General features: G+C 42.1%; 15 protein-coding genes. 9 read left to right on the top strand and 6 right to left on the bottom strand.

Annotation, left to right across the window (positions count from 1 at the left end; translation table 11 throughout):
• The 7 genes from P3L47_RS13215 to P3L47_RS13245 all read left to right on the top strand — a co-directional run bounded on the left by P3L47_RS13215 (position 1) and on the right by P3L47_RS13245 (position 9,505).
• Positions 1 to 1,122: an NAD(P)-dependent alcohol dehydrogenase gene (locus P3L47_RS13215; protein ID WP_277781074.1), complete on the top strand. Its 1,122-nt coding sequence runs from the start codon at positions 1 to 3 to the stop codon at positions 1,120 to 1,122.
• 24 nt (positions 1,123 to 1,146) lie between these two features.
• Positions 1,147 to 3,477 carry a hybrid sensor histidine kinase/response regulator gene (locus P3L47_RS13220; RefSeq protein ID WP_277781075.1) on the top strand — a complete coding sequence of 777 codons (2,331 nt, stop codon included), beginning with the start codon at positions 1,147 to 1,149 and terminating at the stop codon, positions 3,475 to 3,477.
• Positions 3,470 to 4,798, top strand: coding sequence for a sigma-54-dependent transcriptional regulator (locus P3L47_RS13225; protein ID WP_277781076.1), 1,329 nt, complete (start codon positions 3,470 to 3,472; stop codon positions 4,796 to 4,798). Before P3L47_RS13220 ends, P3L47_RS13225 begins: the two co-directional genes overlap by 8 nt.
• A gap of 510 nt (positions 4,799 to 5,308) precedes the next feature.
• The gene (locus tag P3L47_RS13230; RefSeq protein ID WP_277781077.1) at positions 5,309 to 6,283 is read left to right on the top strand and encodes an acyltransferase family protein; all 975 of its coding nucleotides are present in this window, start codon (positions 5,309 to 5,311) and stop codon (positions 6,281 to 6,283) included.
• 27 nt (positions 6,284 to 6,310) lie between these two features.
• Positions 6,311 to 7,078, top strand: coding sequence for a WecB/TagA/CpsF family glycosyltransferase (locus P3L47_RS13235; protein ID WP_277781078.1), 768 nt, complete (start codon positions 6,311 to 6,313; stop codon positions 7,076 to 7,078).
• Positions 7,079 to 7,106: 28 nt separating this feature from the next.
• Positions 7,107 to 8,189: a glycosyltransferase family 4 protein gene (locus P3L47_RS13240; protein ID WP_277781079.1), complete on the top strand. Its 1,083-nt coding sequence runs from the start codon at positions 7,107 to 7,109 to the stop codon at positions 8,187 to 8,189.
• An 80-nt stretch (positions 8,190 to 8,269) separates the two neighbouring features.
• Positions 8,270 to 9,505 (top strand): O-antigen ligase family protein, encoded by a 1,236-nt coding sequence (locus P3L47_RS13245; protein ID WP_277781080.1) that lies wholly within the window; start codon positions 8,270 to 8,272, stop codon positions 9,503 to 9,505.
• Positions 9,506 to 9,739: 234 nt separating this feature from the next.
• Here the strand turns inward: P3L47_RS13245 and feoB are convergent, their stop codons facing one another.
• Positions 9,740 to 12,223 carry a ferrous iron transport protein B gene (gene feoB, locus P3L47_RS13250; protein ID WP_277781081.1) on the bottom strand — a complete coding sequence of 828 codons (2,484 nt, stop codon included), beginning with the start codon at positions 12,221 to 12,223 and terminating at the stop codon, positions 9,740 to 9,742.
• Between the two features lie 189 nt (positions 12,224 to 12,412).
• Here feoB and P3L47_RS13255 point away from each other — a divergent pair, with 189 nt between their 5' ends.
• Entirely contained in the window at positions 12,413 to 12,826 is a 414-nt protein-coding gene (locus P3L47_RS13255) for a 2-amino-4-hydroxy-6-hydroxymethyldihydropteridine diphosphokinase (protein WP_122362687.1), read from the top strand.
• 5 nt (positions 12,827 to 12,831) lie between these two features.
• Entirely contained in the window at positions 12,832 to 14,226 is a 1,395-nt protein-coding gene (locus P3L47_RS13260) for a hypothetical protein (RefSeq protein WP_277781082.1), read from the top strand.
• 9 nt (positions 14,227 to 14,235) lie between these two features.
• Here P3L47_RS13260 and P3L47_RS13265 read toward each other — a convergent pair whose 3' ends face one another.
• The 5 genes from P3L47_RS13265 to P3L47_RS13285 are packed head-to-tail and all read right to left on the bottom strand — an operon-like array spanning position 14,236 to position 19,936.
• Complete coding sequence (locus P3L47_RS13265; RefSeq protein ID WP_277781083.1) at positions 14,236 to 15,366, bottom strand: glycosyltransferase family 1 protein; 1,131 nt, start codon at positions 15,364 to 15,366, stop codon at positions 14,236 to 14,238.
• The gene (locus P3L47_RS13270; RefSeq protein ID WP_277781084.1) at positions 15,359 to 16,606 is read right to left on the bottom strand and encodes a glycosyltransferase; all 1,248 of its coding nucleotides are present in this window, start codon (positions 16,604 to 16,606) and stop codon (positions 15,359 to 15,361) included. The genes P3L47_RS13265 and P3L47_RS13270 overlap by 8 nt, the downstream gene beginning before the upstream one ends.
• On the bottom strand, positions 16,603 to 17,688 hold the full coding sequence (gene wecB / locus P3L47_RS13275; RefSeq protein WP_277781085.1) for a non-hydrolyzing UDP-N-acetylglucosamine 2-epimerase: 1,086 nt from the start codon (positions 17,686 to 17,688) through the stop codon (positions 16,603 to 16,605). Before wecB ends, P3L47_RS13270 begins: the two co-directional genes overlap by 4 nt.
• Positions 17,685 to 18,986 (bottom strand): UDP-2,3-diacetamido-2,3-dideoxy-alpha-D-glucuronate deacetylase VimE, encoded by a 1,302-nt coding sequence (gene vimE / locus P3L47_RS13280; RefSeq protein WP_277781086.1) that lies wholly within the window; start codon positions 18,984 to 18,986, stop codon positions 17,685 to 17,687. Before vimE ends, wecB begins: the two co-directional genes overlap by 4 nt.
• On the bottom strand, positions 18,983 to 19,936 hold the full coding sequence (locus P3L47_RS13285) for a GNAT family N-acetyltransferase (protein WP_277781087.1): 954 nt from the start codon (positions 19,934 to 19,936) through the stop codon (positions 18,983 to 18,985). Before P3L47_RS13285 ends, vimE begins: the two co-directional genes overlap by 4 nt.
• Positions 19,937 to 19,968: the final 32 nt, after the last annotated feature.

Consider the following 19,968-nt stretch of genomic DNA (forward strand, 5'->3'; position numbering starts at 1 on the left):
ATGAAAAAGATAATATTAATTTTAACAACAATCATTATGTGTACGCACGTTTCAGCACAAGAGAACAGAATCCCGTCTAAAGGCTATGCTCTATTCAGCAAGGACGGAAGTTTTCAACCCTATGAGTTTACCCGTCATTCCATAGGTGAACATGACATACTTATTCGCACCCTATACTGCGGCATCTGCCACAGCGATATTCATCAAGTACATAGCGATTGGAAAGAGGAAACATATCCAATAGTTCCCGGTCACGAAATTGTAGGCGAAGTGGTGAAAGTAGGGAGTGCCGTAAGCAAATTCAAGGTAGGCGATATTGCCGGAGTAGGTTGTATGGTAAACTCTTGCCGTCATTGTGAATATTGCGAGGATAATCAAGAGCAATATTGTACTGACGGACGTGTGCTGACCTATGCCAATAAAGATGTCTATCATGACGGAGAAATGACACAAGGCGGTTATTCAACCAATATGGTAGTGGATGAAGCATTTGCAATCTGTGTTCCGAAAAATGCTCCATTGGAGAAAGTCGGACCACTGATGTGTGCTGGGATTACAACTTGGTCGCCCATTAAGCAGTGCGGAATCAAAGCTGGTGACAAAGTAGGTGTGGCTGGTTTCGGTGGGTTGGGACACATGGCAGTACAATACCTTATCAGTCTGGGTGCGGAAGTGACCGTTTTCGATATTACCGAAGAAAAACGTGAAGATGCCCTGCGCTTGGGAGCAAAGCGATATATTAATGTAACACGTGAAGAAGATTTACAGGGTATTAACAATACGCTAAAATTCATTCTTTCCACCATTCCTGCAAACTATAATCCAATGATGTATATAAATATCCTGAAAGTGGGTGGTATATTAGCTGTGGTAGGTATGCCTGCGGCTAAAGAAACACCTAATATCAGTGTGACAGCTTTACGAGGTCGCTATCTCACGACTTCCATTATCGGCGGTATCAAGGAAACACAGGAAGTAGTTGATTACTCGCTGGCTCACGACATTTATCCCGAAACGGTCGTTATCCCTGCCGATGCTTCTGCCATAGACAAGGCTTATCAAAATGTGATAAACGGAAAAGTAAAATTCCGCTATGTAATTGATATGGGTACAATAAAATAAATATCATATTTATTACTGATTGAAATGAAACCACATAGCATAATAAGAATAAAAATCTCTCGCATTTTGATTTCTGTAGGTTACATGTTGATATGCCTATTATCTGGTGGTATCATGTATTTGTGGTTTTATGAATGGCAAGCTATTGAAAAACTGGAAATAAGCAACAGACGAATAGACAGATTTAGAGCTGAAGTAAATGATATTCATATTCGCCTGATAGGGTTCTCTCTGATGGGAGAAACTGTATTGGATTGGGACGAAGCGGATTTGGAGAATTACCGTACCCAACGTATCGCATTGGACAGCACATTGTGCCTGTTCAATGAAACTCATGCAATTGGACGTATCGACAGTGTGCGCAGTCTTTTAGAGGATAAGGAACGACAGATGCGCTGGATTGTGCTGATGCTTGACGAACAACAATCCATCAACAAAAGGATTGCCAGTCAAACACCGGTTATTGTGCAGAAGATTGTGCAGGAGCAGCCCAAGAAACCGAAGCGAAAAGGTTTCTTGGGCATCTTCGGCAAGAAAGAGAAAACGAAGTCAACGACAACAACGACTATGCTTCGTTCACCCAATAGAAACATGGTCAGCGAACAGAAAGCGCAGAGCCGTCGATTGTCGGAACAAGCCGACAGTCTTGCTGCCCGCAATGCAGAACTTAACAGGCAGTTGAGGAGGCTAATCCGCCAAATAGAAAAGAAGGTGCAAACCGACCTGCAAAAACGGGAAGACGAGATTACCGCCATGAGGGAACGTTCATTTACGCATGTGGGCGGTTTGATGGGATTAGTTCTTTTGCTGTTGATTGTTTCCTATATCATTATATACCGTGACGGCAAACGTATCAAACGATATAAACGTGAAACGGAGGACTTGATTTCACAATTGACGGAATCAGTCAATCAGAATAAGGAACTGATTAATTCACGCAAGAAAGCCATGCACACCATTACCCATGAATTACGCACACCACTTGCCGCAATTCACGGGTATGCAGAACTAATCCAAAGAAACAAAGATGCTTCAAAAAACGGACGATATTCGGAACATATCCGTCTGTCCTCCCAACGGATGCTTGCCATGCTCAATTCGTTGCTGGATTTCTTCCGGTTGGATAACGGCAAGGAACGGCTTGTTTCCATTCCGTTCAGATTGGAAGACATTGCCCATACATTGAAAGTCGAATTTCAGAATATGGCTGAAAACAAGAACTTGTGTCTTGTCATTGAAAACAATGCGGATATTGTGCTGACGGGTGATAAGAACCGTATCCTGCAAATCGGGAACAACCTACTTTCCAATGCAATCAAATTCACGGAAAACGGAGGTGTTTCCATGACAACCGACTATAACAACGGAGTTCTGACACTTGTTGTTGAAGATACGGGGTCAGGCATGACCGAAGATGAGCAACAACGGGTTTTTACCGCATTTGAAAGGCTTTCCAATGCCACTGCACAGGACGGTTTCGGGCTTGGCTTGTCTGTTGTAAAACGGATTGTAGATATGTTGAAAGGTACAATAGACTTGCTGAGCGAAAAAGGGAAAGGCAGCCGTTTCACAGTCAGACTGCCGATGTTTGTTGCCGAAACAGTATCGGAAGTTAAGTCACAGGATATGACAAACTGCCATATCCCAACCCTGTGTTCCGTCTTGGTGCTTGATGATAATGAAACGTTGCTTTCCATGATAAAGGAAATGTATGCCTATGCAGGTGTATGTTGTAATACCTTCGATAACGTGGGCGACATGTTGGAAGCCATGCGTAAGCGCAATTATGACTTGCTTGTCACCGACATGAAAATGCCGGAGATGAACGGCTATGAGGTATTGGAACTGTTGCGTTCTTCAAATATCGGCAATGCAAAGGACATTCCCGTAATAGTGGCTACCGCTTCCGGCAGTTGCGATACAGAGCAACTACTGGCAAAAGGCTTTGCCGGATGCCTGTTCAAGCCCTTTACATTGGAGGAACTGATTACCGCCACAGAAAATGCTTTGAAAACAAAGCCCGATGATGATTTGCCCGATTTGAAATCCCTGTTGGCTTATGGCGACAGTGGAGCGATGCTTGACAGGCTGATTGCCGAAACGGAAAAAGACATGCAGGATTTAGGCAAGGCAGGAGTAAACCTTGATAGAAGGGCATTGGCGGATTTGTCACACCGTCTGCGGAGTTCATGGGCGGTTATCCGTGCCGACAATTCCTTATGGCATTTATACAACTGCATACAATTGGAATGTTCAGACACAGAACTGCAACAGGCGATTAAAGCCGTATTGAAAAAAGGAGATATGATTATTGAACAGGCAAAGGAAGAAAGGAGAAAATGCGATAATGGATAAGATGAAGATAATCGTAGTAGAGGACAACCCCGTATATAATACATTCGTGTGCAATATATTGGCAAAGGAAGGTTTCAAGACAGAACAGGTATATCACCTGTCATCTGCAAGAAAGGCTCTGATAAAGGCTGACAATGACGATATAGTCCTTGCTGACCTGCGTCTGCCTGACGGGGAAAGCATCGAACTGTTGAAATGGATGCGTGTCAATGACAAACGGCAGGCGTTCATCATCATGACCGACTATGCCGAAGTGCATACGGCAGTCGAGAGCATGAAGCTCGGTTCGCTGGACTATATTCCCAAACAGTTGGTGGAGGACAAACTCGTTCCGCTTCTCCATTCCATTATCAAGGAACGTGAACAGAAAAGGCAACGCCAAGTACCGATATTCATACGGCAGGGGGAAGCGTACCGCAACATCAAGAAACGGGTACACCTTGTTGCACCCACTCGGATGAGCGTTTTGATATTGGGCGAGAACGGCACGGGCAAGGAGCATATCGCCCAAGACATCCATGCACAAAGCCGCTTTTCCGACAAACCTTTCGTGGCGGTGGATTGTGGTTCACTTGCACCTGCACTTGCCCCATCCGCTTTTTTCGGTCATGTCAAGGGAGCGTTCACGGGTGCGGACTGCAACAGAACCGGATATTTTCAGGAAGCCGAGGGCGGTACGCTGTTTCTTGACGAGGTGGGCAATCTTACGATGGAAATGCAACAGATGTTACTTCGTGCCATACAGGAAAGAAGATACCGTCCTGTCGGGGCAAAGGGTGAAAAGACCGCCAACGTGCGGATAATCGCTGCTACCAACGAGAACCTGCATGATGCCGTCAAGGAAAAGCGTTTCCGGCAGGACTTATTATACAGGTTGCAGGAATATGTAATCACCATTCCCCCGTTGCGTGACTGTCAGGAAGACATCATGCCGTTGGCTGACTTCTTCCGTGAGATAGCCAATGACGAACTTGGACGGAACGTCAGAGGTTTTGACGCTTCCGCCCGTAAAGCCCTGCTCACCTACACATGGTCGGGCAATGTTCGTGAATTGAAGCAAAAGATATTCACGGCAGTCCTACATACGGAGAGCGATACGATAACCGATTCAAACTTGGAACTAAGTTACGAATCCGCATCTTCTTCCACGGTTAGTTTCGCCTTACGGACGGCAGAAGAGGAAAAGGAGCGAATCATACGGGCATTGAAACAGGCAAACGGCAACAAGATACTTGCCGCCAGACTTCTCGCCATCAGCAGGTCAACACTGTACGCCAAGATTGCGGAATATGGGATAAAGGTTGAGAAGACTTTTAAATGAATCAAAAAGTCTTCTCACAATTCGAGGTATTCCAATTTTTATTGCTACCTTTGTCCTAAGACGAATGACAATGAAAGCAACTCACAGCAAAGCGCAGAAATAGATACGGTTGCCAAATCATTACCTCATTTTTTGCCTTTATCCCGAATCTTCTATGTCTAAGGAGATTATAAAAGTCTTCCAGAATTACGAAAAATAGTTGGTTTTTGCAATTTTGATTTCAGATAGAATAAGGAAGTTATTAGGATATCTTTTGTCGTTGAAGACATGAAAGAGAGCTACTGAATACTACATGTAGTGTATATCTCTGTTCTATACAATATAGATAAGTGGTTTACGTTTTTAATTAAGGAATGGTTTGCTATTTATTTGTCTTCTTTCTTGCGCGGTAATGTGCTTTTTTATATCTTGCACGGATTTAGGAGAAACGAATGTTATATAGTGGCCATTTTAAACTAATTTAAAAACAAGTTTTAGTTGTCTTAAGCTCAAAAGAAAGACTGAATTATAATGAAGCAACGTGATGTAAGTGTTGATCTGTTGAAGTTTTTTGCTGTTTTCTTGATTATAAACAGCCACATGGATGCATTGTATCCAAAATTTAAGATGTTAGCTACGGGAGGAGCAATTGGAGATGCATTGTTTCTTTTTTGTTCTGGTTACACTTTGTTGTTGAGTAGCAGACAATTGAGGTTTGATAATTGGTACAAGCGAAGAATTAATCGAATTTATCCATCTGTGTTTGTATGTGCTTTGGTCGGATGCTTGTTTCAGATGAATGGGACATTGAGTGTTTTGACATTGGGAGGCGGTGAGTTTATTCTTGCTATAATGGTTTATTATATGCTTATTTATGGAATTAACAAGTATCTGAAGAACTGTGTATTGGTTATATTAGTATTGATATTTATGGTATCTTGGTTAGTTTATATGTTGTGGTATCCTTATAAATATGAATTGGGAGAACAGGGTATTTATGGTATTACAACGCTTTTTCGTTGGATACCCTATTTCGGTTATATGATGCTTGGAGCCTATGTGGGGCTAAAACGTCCTTTTTTACATTTTAGGCCTGTAGTTGATTTTTTATTACTTATGACTTGCTTAATTTTGTTTTATGGTATCCAGTTAGGAGGAAAGATATATCCGGTTGTTGCGCCTTTTCAGATTTTAACAATATTACCTTTATTGGGAATTGTTTTCTATTTTTATAAGTGGTGTAATGCTGGTTTTTGGAAAAAAATATATGATAACAATAAAGGATATGCAGTCATTATGACTGTTTCTGGATTATGCCTAGAGTCTTATCTTATTCAATATAGTGTTTTCACTACGAAAATGAATTGTATTTTTCCATTAAATCTTCCTGTAATGGTAATCATTGTTTTGCTGGCATCGTATTTATGTAAATGTCTTTCTCGGGTATTTTTACAGACGTTTGGTGAGGGTGATTATAATTGGAGAGCGGTATTGAAATTATATTGATATAAGGATGTTGGTAAATCTTTTGACATGGAAGAAAAAATTGTAAGAATATTGAATGTTGATATATTGTCAATAACGCAAGGCGATTTATTATCTAGAATGAAGCAAGGAGTTTTAGTAACACCCAATGTCGATCATTTGGTTAAATTGCAAAAAGATAAGATGTTTTATGCAGCTTACCAGCAAGCTGATTGGGTGATCTGTGACAGTAAAATTTTGTATCTGGTGTCTAAACTATTAAAACATTCATTGCCCCAGGCCATTCCTGGAAGTAGTTTTTTTACGGCATTTTATCAGTATCATAAAAATGATTCGGGTTGTAAGATTTTTTTATTAGGAGCGGCTGAAGGTGTTGCGTTAAAGGCGATGGAGGAGATAAATGGTTGGGTGGGACGAAAAATTGTTGTAGGAGCACATTCGCCATCTTTTGGCTTTGAAAAGAATGAAGAAGAATGTCGTCAGATAATAGACATCATACGTAGATCGGGTGCCAATGTTTTGTTGGTTGGTGTAGGGGCTCCAAAACAAGAAATATGGATTGCTAAGTATAGAAATGAATTGCCTAATATAGACCTGTTTATGGGACTTGGTGCAACGATTGATTTTGAGGCAAAGGTATTGAAACGTGCTCCTGTATTTTTTCAAAAAATAGGATTGGAATGGTTTTATCGTTTTTTGAAAGAGCCTAGACGTTTGTTTAAGCGTTATTTTGTAGATGATATGTTGTTTTTCTATTATTTCGGAAAACAGTTATTGTGTCTTTATAAGGATCCATTTAAGACGAGTAAGTATTAAGTTTTATTGTGAATCAAGAAAAAAGAGTATGAGTCAATTGAAATTTATACCCAGTAGTTTATCTGAAAAGATATTGATGGTAGGGGTTAAACGGAACGTTCCAGGGGGAATGTCTGCTGTTGTAAATGCTTATGATATTTATTTTGAAAAGATGCAGTATATAACCACCTGGACTTTATCTTCTCGTTTGGTTAAGGCTTATTATGCATTGAGTTCTATTATCCAGTTTATTATTACGCTTCTTTTTAATCATAAGATAAAAATAGTGCATATTCAAGGGGCAGCGAATGCCTCTTTTGAAAGAAAAGCTATTTTTATTCGACTGGCAGCCTTATTTAAAAAGAAGATTATTTTTCACATGCATGCATGTGATTTTATCCCATATTATGATGCTAGCAAAAAGAAAAATTGGATTGTATCCACTATTAATATGGTAGATTATTATTTTGTCCTTTCAAAATCTTGGGAGGATTATTTTGTTTCTATCGGGGTTAAACCTGATAAAATTGTGGTGATGAATAACATAATAGCTCCTCCGATAAAGATAGAGGTAAAGAAAGACCCTGGGATAGTTAATTTTTTGTTTTTGGGTGAAATAGGTAAACGTAAAGGGATTTATGATTTATTGCAAGTTATTATTAACAACCAATCTGTATTCAGGGGAAAAATGAAATTAAGAATTGGTGGTAATTTGGAAGAGGATATAATAAAGGCTTTTATTCAGGATAATCATATATCAGATATTGCTTCATTCGAGGGTTGGATTGCCGGAGATAAAAAAGTTGAGTGTCTGAATTGGGCAGATGTTTATGTATTGCCATCTTATAACGAAGGATTACCTATTGCTATTTTAGAAGCGATGAGTTATTCTCACCCTATTATTTCAACATTTGTAGGAGGTATTCCTGAAGTGGTAAAAAATAAACAGAATGGTATTTTAGTAGAACCTGGTAATCTGGCACAAATAAAGGCTGCTTTGTTGTTTTTTATTGAATATCCGGGGCTGATTGATATTTATGGTAAAAAGGCTTACGAGATGGTTCAGCCTTATTTTCCGGACAAAATGTTTGGAATGTTGAGAAAAGTGTATGAAACTTTGCTAGAGAAGTGAACGTTGGTGTGTTTATTACTCGTTGTGTGAATGAATAATTTTTAGCGGAATATAATGACTTTTGTTAAATAAATGCTTGTATGCGAAATTTTATAAATAAACATTTTTTTGAGTTGTTTTTTATCACTTGGATATTTGGAACGATTTTTTATGTAAAATTGGGATTGGATTTTATAGATGAATTATGTGCAGTTCTGTTGATATCCATGTATGCATTTTATCTATCCAAAACATCAGAATGGCGTATCAATAAAGTATTTGTATATACTTTATTGATTTTTCTCTTTTATTTGGGATATTCTTTTTACATAAAAAGTAATACCTCAAAGAGTATTTTGATGGATTTTTTTATTCAGCTAAAACCTTATTTGGCCTTTTTCTGTGTATATCAGTTAAGTCCAACTTTTACTAAAGTTCAAAAAAAATTGTTGAGGGATACTTCTTTCTTGTTGTGGGGTGTTTTGTGTGTGATTGGTTTCCCAAGTTTATTTATTCAGGACTTTCTAATTTATTCGATTGGACATCAAGCTGTTTTTGCAGGAGCTGTTGTTGCAACTTCTTTGATTTATCTTTATTGTAGTGATTATACATTGAAAGATAAGTTTATATTTATATTTATGTTATCACTAGGTATATTGTCTGCACGATCAAAGTTTTATGGTTTTTTAGCTTGTGCTATAGTTCTTGTTTTTTATTTTAGCTCTCCTAAAAATCTAAAATTTAATTTAAAGAATGTGGTTGCTTTTGTTTTTATGTTTACTTTGATTCTCATAGTTGCCTGGCAGAAGATAGATGTCTATTTTGTGCAAGGAATAACAGGAGAGGAAGAAAAAGATGAAATGGCTCGCTTGGCTCTTTATGCTACTTCAATTTCCATTTTTGAAGATTATATGCCTTTTGGTAGTGGTTTGGCTAGTTTTGCAACGCATGCTTCAAGTGTTAGTTATTCTCCTATTTATTCAGAATATGGCATCGATGGAATTTGGGGATTGAGTAAGAATTATAATAAGTTTATTACCGATACATTTTATCCGTCACTGGCTCAGTTCGGTATAGTAGGGGTTCTTTTATATGTTTTGTTTTGGATCTATATATTGAGAAAAGCATTTCGATATTTTCAAAAAAAGAATAGTACGCGATTAGTGATCATGTCTTTGCTTATAATTGGATTTTTGGCAATAGAGAATGTGGCAAATGCAACATTGACAAGTAGTATGGGGTTGTTTATGATGATGTTTCTCGGTTTGATAATGTCAGAAGATAAGAATACATCTGTTGAAGGTCCGAATGATCCAGCTAAAGTGCCGATAAATTAGTATATAGCATGAATAAGATTCTGTATTACTAAAACAGAATCTTATTCATAATCTTTTCGTGTTACACACATGTTTTATTTTTTTCTTTACTTAAGGAGCATCCGCAGCATCCCTGGCATGCTGAAGGAGCATGTTTGCTTCTTGTGAATAGATTGTATATTTTCCTTCCAATGTATATTATGGTTAGCAGGGCTATTATGCCTATAGCTATATTTTGCCACATAAGAATACCTCCTAATTTATCAAATTAATAATCAAACTCCCCGTCTGATAAACCACAAACGAAACGATCCATGCTAAAACGCATGTATATACGATAACGAATATACCCCACTTCCATGATCCCGACTCATTCACAATTGCTGAAATGGTTGCGATGCACGGGAAGTAGATGAGAACAAACAGCATCAGGCTCAAAGCTATCAGAGGGGTAAATACCGGATTACCTTCTTCATCCAAATCCTGTTTTATACGTTCGGACAAAGCCTGGCTGTCTTCTTCTTCACCGGTATATAGTACACTTAGCGTGCTGACAACAACCTCTTTGGCTGCCATACCGGTCAATAGGCTGACACTCATTTTCCAATCGAATCCTAACGGATGAAGAACCGGCTGGATTGTTTGTCCTATCGTACCGATATAGGAGTTCTTTTGATGCTCCATATTCTTTAACCGTTCCAGCTCTGCAATTGTTTCCGTTTTTTCTTTAGAATCCAGTTCTGCATTTTCAACTTCTGCTATTTGCTGGTCGAATGCATCTCCCATTTCATTATGACGGGGGAAATAGCCCAGGAACCAAATGATAATGGAAGCAACCAGGATGACACCTCCCATTTTGTGAAGATACTGCTTGGCTTTTTCCCACATATGGATCATGATCGACTTAGCCGTAGGCATGCGGTAGGGGGGAAGCTCCATCACAAAGGGAACATCTTCTTCATTAAACAGGAAACGCTTGAACAACCTTGCCATTACAACCGCCAGCAGGATACCGCAAACGTATAACGACAGGAGAATGAAACTGGCATTATTGGGGAAAAATGCACCTGCCAGTAAAACGTATACCGGCAAACGCGCACTACAGCTCATCAACGGATTGATCAGCATCGTGATCATCCGGCTATTACGGCTTTCGATTGTACGCGATGCCATAATGGCCGGCACATTACAACCGAATCCCATCACCAAAGGGATAAATGATTTACCGTGAAGTCCCATTTTATGCATGATCTTATCCATGATAAAGGCTGCACGTGCCATATACCCGGAGTCTTCCATGAAGGAGATGAACAGATATAATATCAGGATATTGGGGAGGAAGACGATAACGCCGCCGACTCCACCGATAATACCGTCAACCAGCAAATCTTTCAGCGGTCCTTCACTCATATTCCCCCGTACGAAGTTCCCTATCCAGCCGACCAGTTCTTCGATCCATTCCATAGGATATGCTCCCAAACGGAATGTCGCCTCGAACATGATCCACATGAAAAGGATGAATATGGGAAATCCCAACACCTTATGTGTCACGAATAAATCTATGATCTGAGTACTGGTAGCTTCTTTTATTTTATTCTGTTCATAGGTCTCCCGCAAAGCACCGGAGATAAACCCATAACGGGCATTCGTAAATGCGGTTTCAGAATCTTCCAGTAATAATTCTTCTATTTTGACGACATTTCGGTCGCGTTCTTCCAGGATAGTGTCAGAACCCGGTAATGTCCGGATAAATTTCTCTATTTCAGGATCTCCTTCCAGCAGCTTGATGGACAGGTAACGTTTGGACAAGCTTTTGGCTACATTACCATTTTCTTTGATGGCACTGCGGACATTTTTAATTCCTTTTTCGAGAACCTCTCCGTAATTTATATGGATATGACGAATAACGGGATCTTCTTCTTCATATACTTTTATGACCCGCCGGAAAAGATCTTCAATACCAAAACCAGTCCGGCTGATAGTCGGGACGATCGGAGTACCGATCATTTGAGAAAGAGACTTATAATCAAATTTATTGCCGGACCGCTCCAGTTCGTCATACATGTTTAATGCTATTACGGACCGGATATCCATGTCAATAAGCTGGCAGGTCAGATACAGATTTCGTTCCAGGTTGGATGCATCGACCACATTGATCACGACATCCGGCTGTTCTTCGCTGATATGCTTACGTACGTAAAGTTCCTCCGGAGTATAAGCCGACAGTGAATAGGTTCCGGGCAGATCGACAATGCGGAACGTATAGCCATCTTGCTGGAAAGTACCTTCTTTGGCATCGACGGTTACCCCGCTATAGTTCCCCACATGTTCATGGGCACCGGAGGCGAAGTTGAACAGGGATGTTTTCCCGCAATTCGGATTTCCGACCAAGGCAACGTTGATCGTTTTTCCCCGATGTATGGCGATTGCCTGTAAATCTTCGGTAGAAGGCTGTATATAGGAGTCCGCGGAACGGGTTTCGTCTGGTTGGGACATTTGCGCTTTAGCATATTCGGCAGAGCTGACCACTTCGATCATCGCCGCGTCATTTCGCCGTAAGGAGACATCGTATCCCATTACACGATAATGAATAGGATCTTTAAGTGGCGCATTTTGTATAACGTCCACCTCTTTTCCCCTGATAAATCCCATCTCGATAATGCGTTTGCGGAAAGCTCCGCGTCCCATTACCTTAACAATAACACCTTTCTCGCCGGTATGAAGTTCTGATAATCTCATTTTTTCAAAAATCTTCCGCAAAGGTATATTTTAATGGTTGCAAAACCAATACCTAACTTTAGGTATTCTGCGCGACAGTATTTAAAAACTTCTGCAAGCATTGTCCCCGTGAGGAGATGTGTCGAATCGGATGTTATTTCTGAATGTTTTGTATCTTTGAAGTCTGAAAATAACAAATCCGGAGGATATATGTTGAACAGAGTGATAATCGGCCTTGGTTCGAACTTGGATAAAGAGAAGAACATGGCAGCAGCCGTCCGGCTGTTAGAGGACTGTTTTGTCTCGATCCGTTTTTCCGCAGCCGTTTATACCGAGCCGGTAGGCATGAATAACCCAGCCCTTTTCCTGAATCGGGTGGCAGTCGCTTTTACTTCGGAAGAGCCGGACAGGCTGGTCGCGGCTTTCAAACAAACGGAAAGGACGTTAGGACGGACGACGAACGGTAAATCGGAAGGGATTATTCCTATCGACATCGACCTGCTTCAATGGAACGACCTTATTCTGAAGCCGGAAGATCTTCAACGGGAGTATGTAAAAGCCGGAATCCGTTTCCTGCAGGAGGTCGAATCCGGTGGTCATGAAAAATATAAACCGAATAAATAAATTGTATGGCTAAATACGTTGTACTTGTCCTGTTTCTGGTATTGAAGTTCTTTACATTAGATAATTGTTTTTTCTGGGATAATGTAGCCGGTTATTCAATGCCCGCCAGTTATTTACTGGAACACGGCCTTTTCTCTTTTGTCTATCCGGTTAATTATGTCTCGGAACCACCTTTGGCACATATGTATCTGGCTGTATTATGGACTCTGTTAGGGAAAAATCTACTGGTGGCCCATTTATCTGTCACCTTATTCTCGGTAGGTGTCATTTGGCAGGTCTGGCGTCTGTGTGAAAAGCTGAATACAAAATATACACCTTATATCTTTTTGCTGGCAGTATTGGAACCAACGCTTTCTACCCAACTGATTCTCATTTCTCCTGATGTTATCTTGTGCTTTTTTGCCTTGTTAAGTATAAACTTGCTCCTGGAGAATAAGAGAGGCTGGCTGGCAGTGTCCGCATGTTGCTTGGGACTGGTCAGTATCCGTGGATTTGTTGTTTGTGCCGGACTGGGACTGGGGTACCTGGTTATCGCGAAAGTGATCGAAAAAAAATCTTTCAAGGAGGCGTTTGTCTATGTTTTCCCTTCTTTTATTCCGGTTTTACTGGCTTTAGGTGCATGGTTTCTTTACCGGAAACTGGAAACCGGATATTTTCTGTATCAGCCGGGATTCGAATATCAGGAACATCGTGAATTGGCAAGCCTGAGCCATATCATTAAGAATATAGCGAGCTTGGCAATACGAATGCTCGATTCGGGGAGGATCATTGTCTGGCTGTTTTTGCTGGTGGCTATAATAAAGATGGGTATAAAGAATTTTATCGCCTTTGTCGTGCATTCCCGCTTGAGTATTATTTACCTGAGTGTGCTATTCACTTTGTTTTTGGTAACAATTCCCGTGACGAATCCTTTTGGTGATCGCTATTTTATCGTATTATATATCCTGTTGGCATTGATAACCGCCCAGCTATTGTCGAAAGTGTATGAGGCAAGGAAAATCCGGATCGTTTTAGTGGGGATGCTTCTGGTATTGGTCAGCGGCAACTTTTGGGTTTATTTCGAGAAAATGTCTAAAGCATGGGATAGTGTCCTTTGCCACCTGCCTTGTTATTCGTTACGGCAGGAAATGATCACATATCTTGAAGACCAGCATATAGACGTGAATGATGTTTCTGCTTCATTTCCTCTGAACGCTCCCTTTGCGGATCTGGATATAAATGAGGATAAGCGTCAGTTTACTCCTGTCGACTGGGACAAGAGCCGGTATATCATCTATTCAAACCTGTATAATTGGGATGATGAATCTATCAATGCCATTCATTCCAAATGGAAACTTCAGAAAGAACTGAAAAGCGGATTGATCTTTTTGAGGCTGTATGTACCATTGGATGAAAAGTGACCACTCTGCTTATTCGGGATGATAGAGCATCTTGTAAAGACGTTCACCCTGCTGTTGGTTTGAAAAGGTAGGGAATAGCCAGTCTTTTCGTTGAGCGATCAGCTCTTCTGTCATCGGTTGTTTCATGAATGTATGGCAGGTCGCTATCAATTCTTCCGGCGTGTCGGCTATGTGACAAAGAGCTTCCAGACCACTGCCTGTAACCATTTGCCGGTTGGCTATCGTATGTCTTCCGCCGAAGAGACTGTTCAGCAATTTAAGTTTCAGACCTGTATCCTGGAAAGTGATCAGCATGTGTACCTGCGCTTCATGGGTGAGGTAATCCATCCGTTCGTTGGAAGGATTTGCCTCAACCGTAATGTTTGGATAGGGAGCCGTGGCTTCCAATAATGCCGCAGGAGGATCCATGCCGGCTATGATACAAGGATACTGTAGTTTACAGAAAACATTCTTGATCAGATAGATGGCGGCAATCGAATTTTCCGTGACGGATAATTTTCCGTGATACAATACAAAATCGGATGATCCTGTTCGGACGGTTATCTGGTCGTTCACATGAAAACAGGGCATGTATTCCACCTTTTTCCCAGGGAAGACCTTCCGGAGATAGTCTGTATCGGTTGTCGAAACAGCCAGCATAAGATCGGCATGTCTCAGAATCTCCTGATAACGTTCGAACCGCCAGGCTTCAATTTGGAAGAAGCATTTTTTGATCCGGTTTGTTTCCCCCTTGGCAAGATGGCGGTAATAATCATGTTCGATATTACATGCCCTGTATATTTTCATCCGTCCCTGCAATCGGGGATGGCTGATGTAGTAACAGGTATGTAATCCGTCAAACAGGATCGGGTAGTCATTCTTCAGCAGATTATCGAGCAATTCCGGGTCTTTGCGACTAAAGACATTGTAGGGTAACCAGGTTATATTGGATAAAAACCCTGTTTTACGCTTGTAATAATATACTTTTTCGCACAAGGAAGCTAACTCTTTGGCATGAGGACGTTCGTACTCAAAACAGTGCAGAATGATTTTTACCCCGCACTTGTGTAAAGCCCGCATTTTGTAATACACATCGATCACTCCGCCATAATTGGCAGGCCAGGGAATATTGAACGATACTATATTGATGTATTTATCCATGAATTTGAGCCTTTTCGAAGATTTCTATAAATTGCTTTGCCTGTTCTTTCCGCGAGAAACGGATCAGTTTGTCCTTTTTTATGGAAGAAGAAGCATATCCTTTTTCTTTCCACTCCAGATAATACGATTTAAGGAAATCGCATACTTCATTTACATTCGTTGCGGCAAGTCCGGCATTTGTCTCTTTGATCGCTTCAGCCAAATGGCTTTCGTCGCTCCGTACGCAGAGTATCGGCTTCTCGACAGCCAGCGATTCGAAAAACTTGGTTGTCATGATGCCTTTGGGACCGGAATCGGTGGCACGGTTTGTCAACAATAATAAAACAGAGCTGCTGTTTAATACGGAAGGAATATCCGATGCCGGAACGTATCCTTTAAAGTCCATGTAAGGAAGGACGTTCTGTTTCTCAGCTTCTTCCGTAATGATTTTCCAGGATGCTTCGTCGACATACCAATACACCCGGCAATCCTTGACGGTCAATACCTTTTCTTCAGACAAGATCCGTAATGCTTCCAAGAATAACCCGGGATCACGCATCGCTGTACTTAGCAACCGTCCCGTATAGGTGATGATGAATTGATCCGTCTTTCTCTGTTCCGGATAAAACAACTCAGAGTCAAACCCATTATAGATCAGTTCAACGTTCGGATTATATTGTTTCAGCATGTTCACATGCCAGGGAGAGATTGTTGTTACAAAATCAGCCTGCCTTAACACCCGGTTTCTATCCCTGAGACTTTTCCGTTTAAAGACTGAAACAAACAATTTGTTTAATCCCAGGAAAGAAGGGAGCGGGTGAGATATAAATTCATTTCCGGTATATTGTTCGATGATATCCCGCAGGTCGACAACTAAAGGCAGTTGATGTTTTCGGGCTACCTTGCGTGCTGCCGGCAAGGGAAATGTCCGGAAGCTGCTGCATAAAACCAGATCGAACTTATTTCTTTTGACCAGCTTTTCCGCCTCTTTATACATACGGATATCCTTATATCCGAAACAAAGATCGAGCAAAAGTGTGCTGATCCATTGTAACTTTCGGGTAAAGCGCCCTTTGGCTGTATAATAATTCACATATGCGACTTCACATTTATTTGCCAGGAATGTAAACGTATTTTCTTCTACGGCTTCCGTCAGAACAACCGGTTCCCATCCGTAACTTCCGAGATATTTGCATAGATATCCCATGCGCGGACCGAAAGCCGGTGGAAAAAGATCGCAGATGATCAGTACTTTCTTCATAGCAGATCGATAATGTTTTTTGAAGCACTTCCTGTTCCGTATTCCAGGATTTCTTTTCTTTCCGGCCGCTTCCCGAGACAATGCAGGATATTCTCTTTTTTATATCCGGCAATCTGGTTCCAGCCGGCTTCAACCGTCTCTACCCATTCTGTCTCATCCCGTAATGTTATACAGGGAGTGTGATGGAAATATGCCTCTTTTTGTACGCCGCCCGAATCTGTCAGGATCGTTGCCGCATGTTTTTCCAGCATGACCATATCCAGGAAACTGATCGGAGGAATGATCCGTATCCCTTCGTGACTTTCCAGTGAATGTAACAGACCTTGCTTTTCCAGACAATTTCGTGTACGGGGATGGAGGGGTAAAACAGTCGGGCAGGAAAGGGACGATATTTCTTTGATTGCATCGACGATACCGGATATCCTCTCCGGACTATCCGTGTTCTCTGCCCTGTGTACCGTACATATTCTGAACTCTTTGCTGGCCAGCTTCAGCCGGTCGAGTATAGCGGAGGAAGTGTCAGCCAATTTGCCGAAAGTCAATGCGGCATCATACATGACATCCCCGACATGGTGAACTCCCTCTTGTATCCCTTCGTTAGCCAAATGCCTGACGGCAGCGAAAGTCGGGCAACACAAGATCGTTGCCATATGGTCGGTCAGGATGCGATTGATCTCTTCCGGCATCTGCTTGTTGAAACTGCGAAGTCCGGCTTCTACATGAACTACCGGTATATGAAGTTTGGAAGCAGCCAATGCACCTGCCAGTGTCGAGTTCGTGTCACCGTAAACCAACACATAATCGGGTAAAGTATCCAGTAATATTTTTTCTATTTCGATGAGCATACGACTGGTCATCTCTCCATGCGTCCCGTTCCCGCATTGCAGTTGCCAGGCGGGCTGGGGGATTCCCATGCTATTGAAAAAGATGTCGCTCATATTGGTATCATAATGCTGCCCCGTATGAAGAAGCAGTTCCTCATACGGCGTTTCATTCTTTTTGTTGTATTCATGAATCGCCCGGCTAACCATGGCAGCCTTGACGAATTGGGGCCTGGCTCCGACAATAGTGACAATTTTCATTTCTTTGCGAGTTCGTTTAATAAATGGCTGTAGAGTTTGCGTAAATAACTATCAGTGCTTTCTTGGGCACTGGTGTTATGCCATAAGAGTGTCAGTTCTCCGCCGGCATTTTTCACTTGTTCGGCAAGGTTCAGGCTATATGCCTGTGCTTCTTCGTAATTCAATCCCATATATTTCTTTTCTTCTAAAGAACAATCCATGACCGTGAGCGGATGCAGCAGGATGGAAGACAAACGACGGCTGACCGGATTGATCCAGCGCACCGGATAACTGGTGCCTAACCTGAATCCGGCAACATCGGCATATCCCATCGTAAAATCATCCGTTATACCGGCCGCTTCCAGTTGAGTCATATCTTCCGGTTCACGGCTGGAAAGGAAATGGTGACGGTTCAGGCGGATGCTTTTTCCGGTATGCTCTTCCAGTACGGCTTTCTCTTTTTTTATCAGGTCCGGTGACAGACCAGCCTGATAGCTGGCGTGCAGTCCGATAGCCATATCATTGCTGTAAACAGACTCCAATAACTGGCCTATGTCTTTGCTGCGCAGGCTGTAACGAGGTCTGTCCTGTTTGGTTTTGCCTCCGCTGCGGATAAAAAGGATCGCCTGGCAAATATCTTTGCCAACCTGTTCCCGTAATACGTTATTTTGTTCAAACAGCCAGGGAAATGTATAGTACGGATCCTCTTCCAACGGTCCGTATTTCCCTTGTACGGATTGCAGGATGCCTCTTTTATCCCGAACCGAGCGGATAACTCCTTTCCATGTACGGTAAAGAGTGGGCATGTCCAGGTCGTGAGTCAGGTAAATATGCTGTATTTCTTTCTTTACATCCGGTATGCGGAGACCGTATTGCTGCAACCATTTGCGCAGGAGCAAGCGGTATTCGTCGACGATCGGGCGGTGAAGGAACCCTGCCCGATAGGGAAGAGATTGCTTTCCGGGGAAACGTCCGTGTTCATCCCTGACGTTCCGTTGTATAATTTCCTCATAGCGGGTGATAAGAAAGTACGTGCTGGCAATGATATCCGCATGGATCACCAGTGTTTCGCCAACCAACTCCACCAAAGGCGAGCCGAACAGGAGAGGAGTCCCTTCGATTTCCTGCAAGGGTAATTCCGGAAGGGAAGAAGCTGTGCCGTATACGCGGCTGGAAAAGAATCCGGAAGGTATGATCACGATACTATAACGCTCAAAATGTTTTATGTTATTCGTATATCCGATAGCAGCAACAATTTCCCCGGGAATATCCTCTCCGAGAAGGAAGCGTATTATATAATGTAAAGCGTGATTGTTCATATCCGTTCCTTTATCTTAAGCCAGGCTCTATGTAATAAACTGAGATTTCCTTTTGTTATTGTGAAGAAAGGTGCCTGAATTGCCCCGAATTCACGAAAAAAGCGTTCAACACCCGGAATCATGGAACCTTCGAAGTCGAATGTCGTAGTGTATCGGGAGGCATAACGGATACACTCCCAAAGGAGCAGGCTGTGAGCTCCCGAAGCTCGTAATGCCGGATCGCCTCCTCCGGCGAGGTAATAAGCGCAGCTTTCCTGCCAGGCGATGAAAGCGACTGCGTGTAGTTGTCCTTTGTCGTCATAGGCTCCCCATAAGTCGCCCTGATTGCGTTCGCGGCAGGCTGTGATCAACTGTCTCAGTGTGTCTTGCCTTTTGGGGGCGGCAAGATGCTGACGTTCGAAGGTCAGCGATTGTATCTTCAGGAAATCGGCTATGGATATTCCTTTCCGGATGGTGATACCGAATTTCTCTTTGGCTTTTGTAATGTTCCGGCGAATGTTGGGACTCATGTTTTCCCAAAGGACAGGCTCATCCTGTATGGCATTCAACAGATACGTATAACGTGTCGTCTGTTTGTATCCTTCCCAGTAAAAAGGCAGCCAGTCCGTTATCCTGTAATTGAAGTTTTGCAGGAAATGCGGATAAGCCTTTAATGCGTCTGTGAACTCCTTGCATATCGCCTGGCGTTTCCCCAATGTCCGGGTATATTTGGCATCCGGAGGTTCCGGAGCGAACCAGGGACCCATGGTTTGCGTATAGACAGGCATCGATATGATTCCTTGATGGGGAATATACAGAGGCATGGCGGCAAGTATCTTCCCTTTCTCTTCGACCAGCAAGACATCCCATTTCGTTTCTCCGCAGGCTACATCCAACCACCAGTCGCGTGAAAAAAGCGGCAAGCTGCTTTCATTACTGCACAGAAAGCGATATTTGTCTTTGTTTGTCATGATAGGAAGAGAATTAAATAAAAACTGTGTCA

Origin of the sequence: Parabacteroides chongii (assembly GCF_029581355.1) — a bacterium.
Classification (GTDB): domain Bacteria; phylum Bacteroidota; class Bacteroidia; order Bacteroidales; family Tannerellaceae; genus Parabacteroides; species Parabacteroides chongii.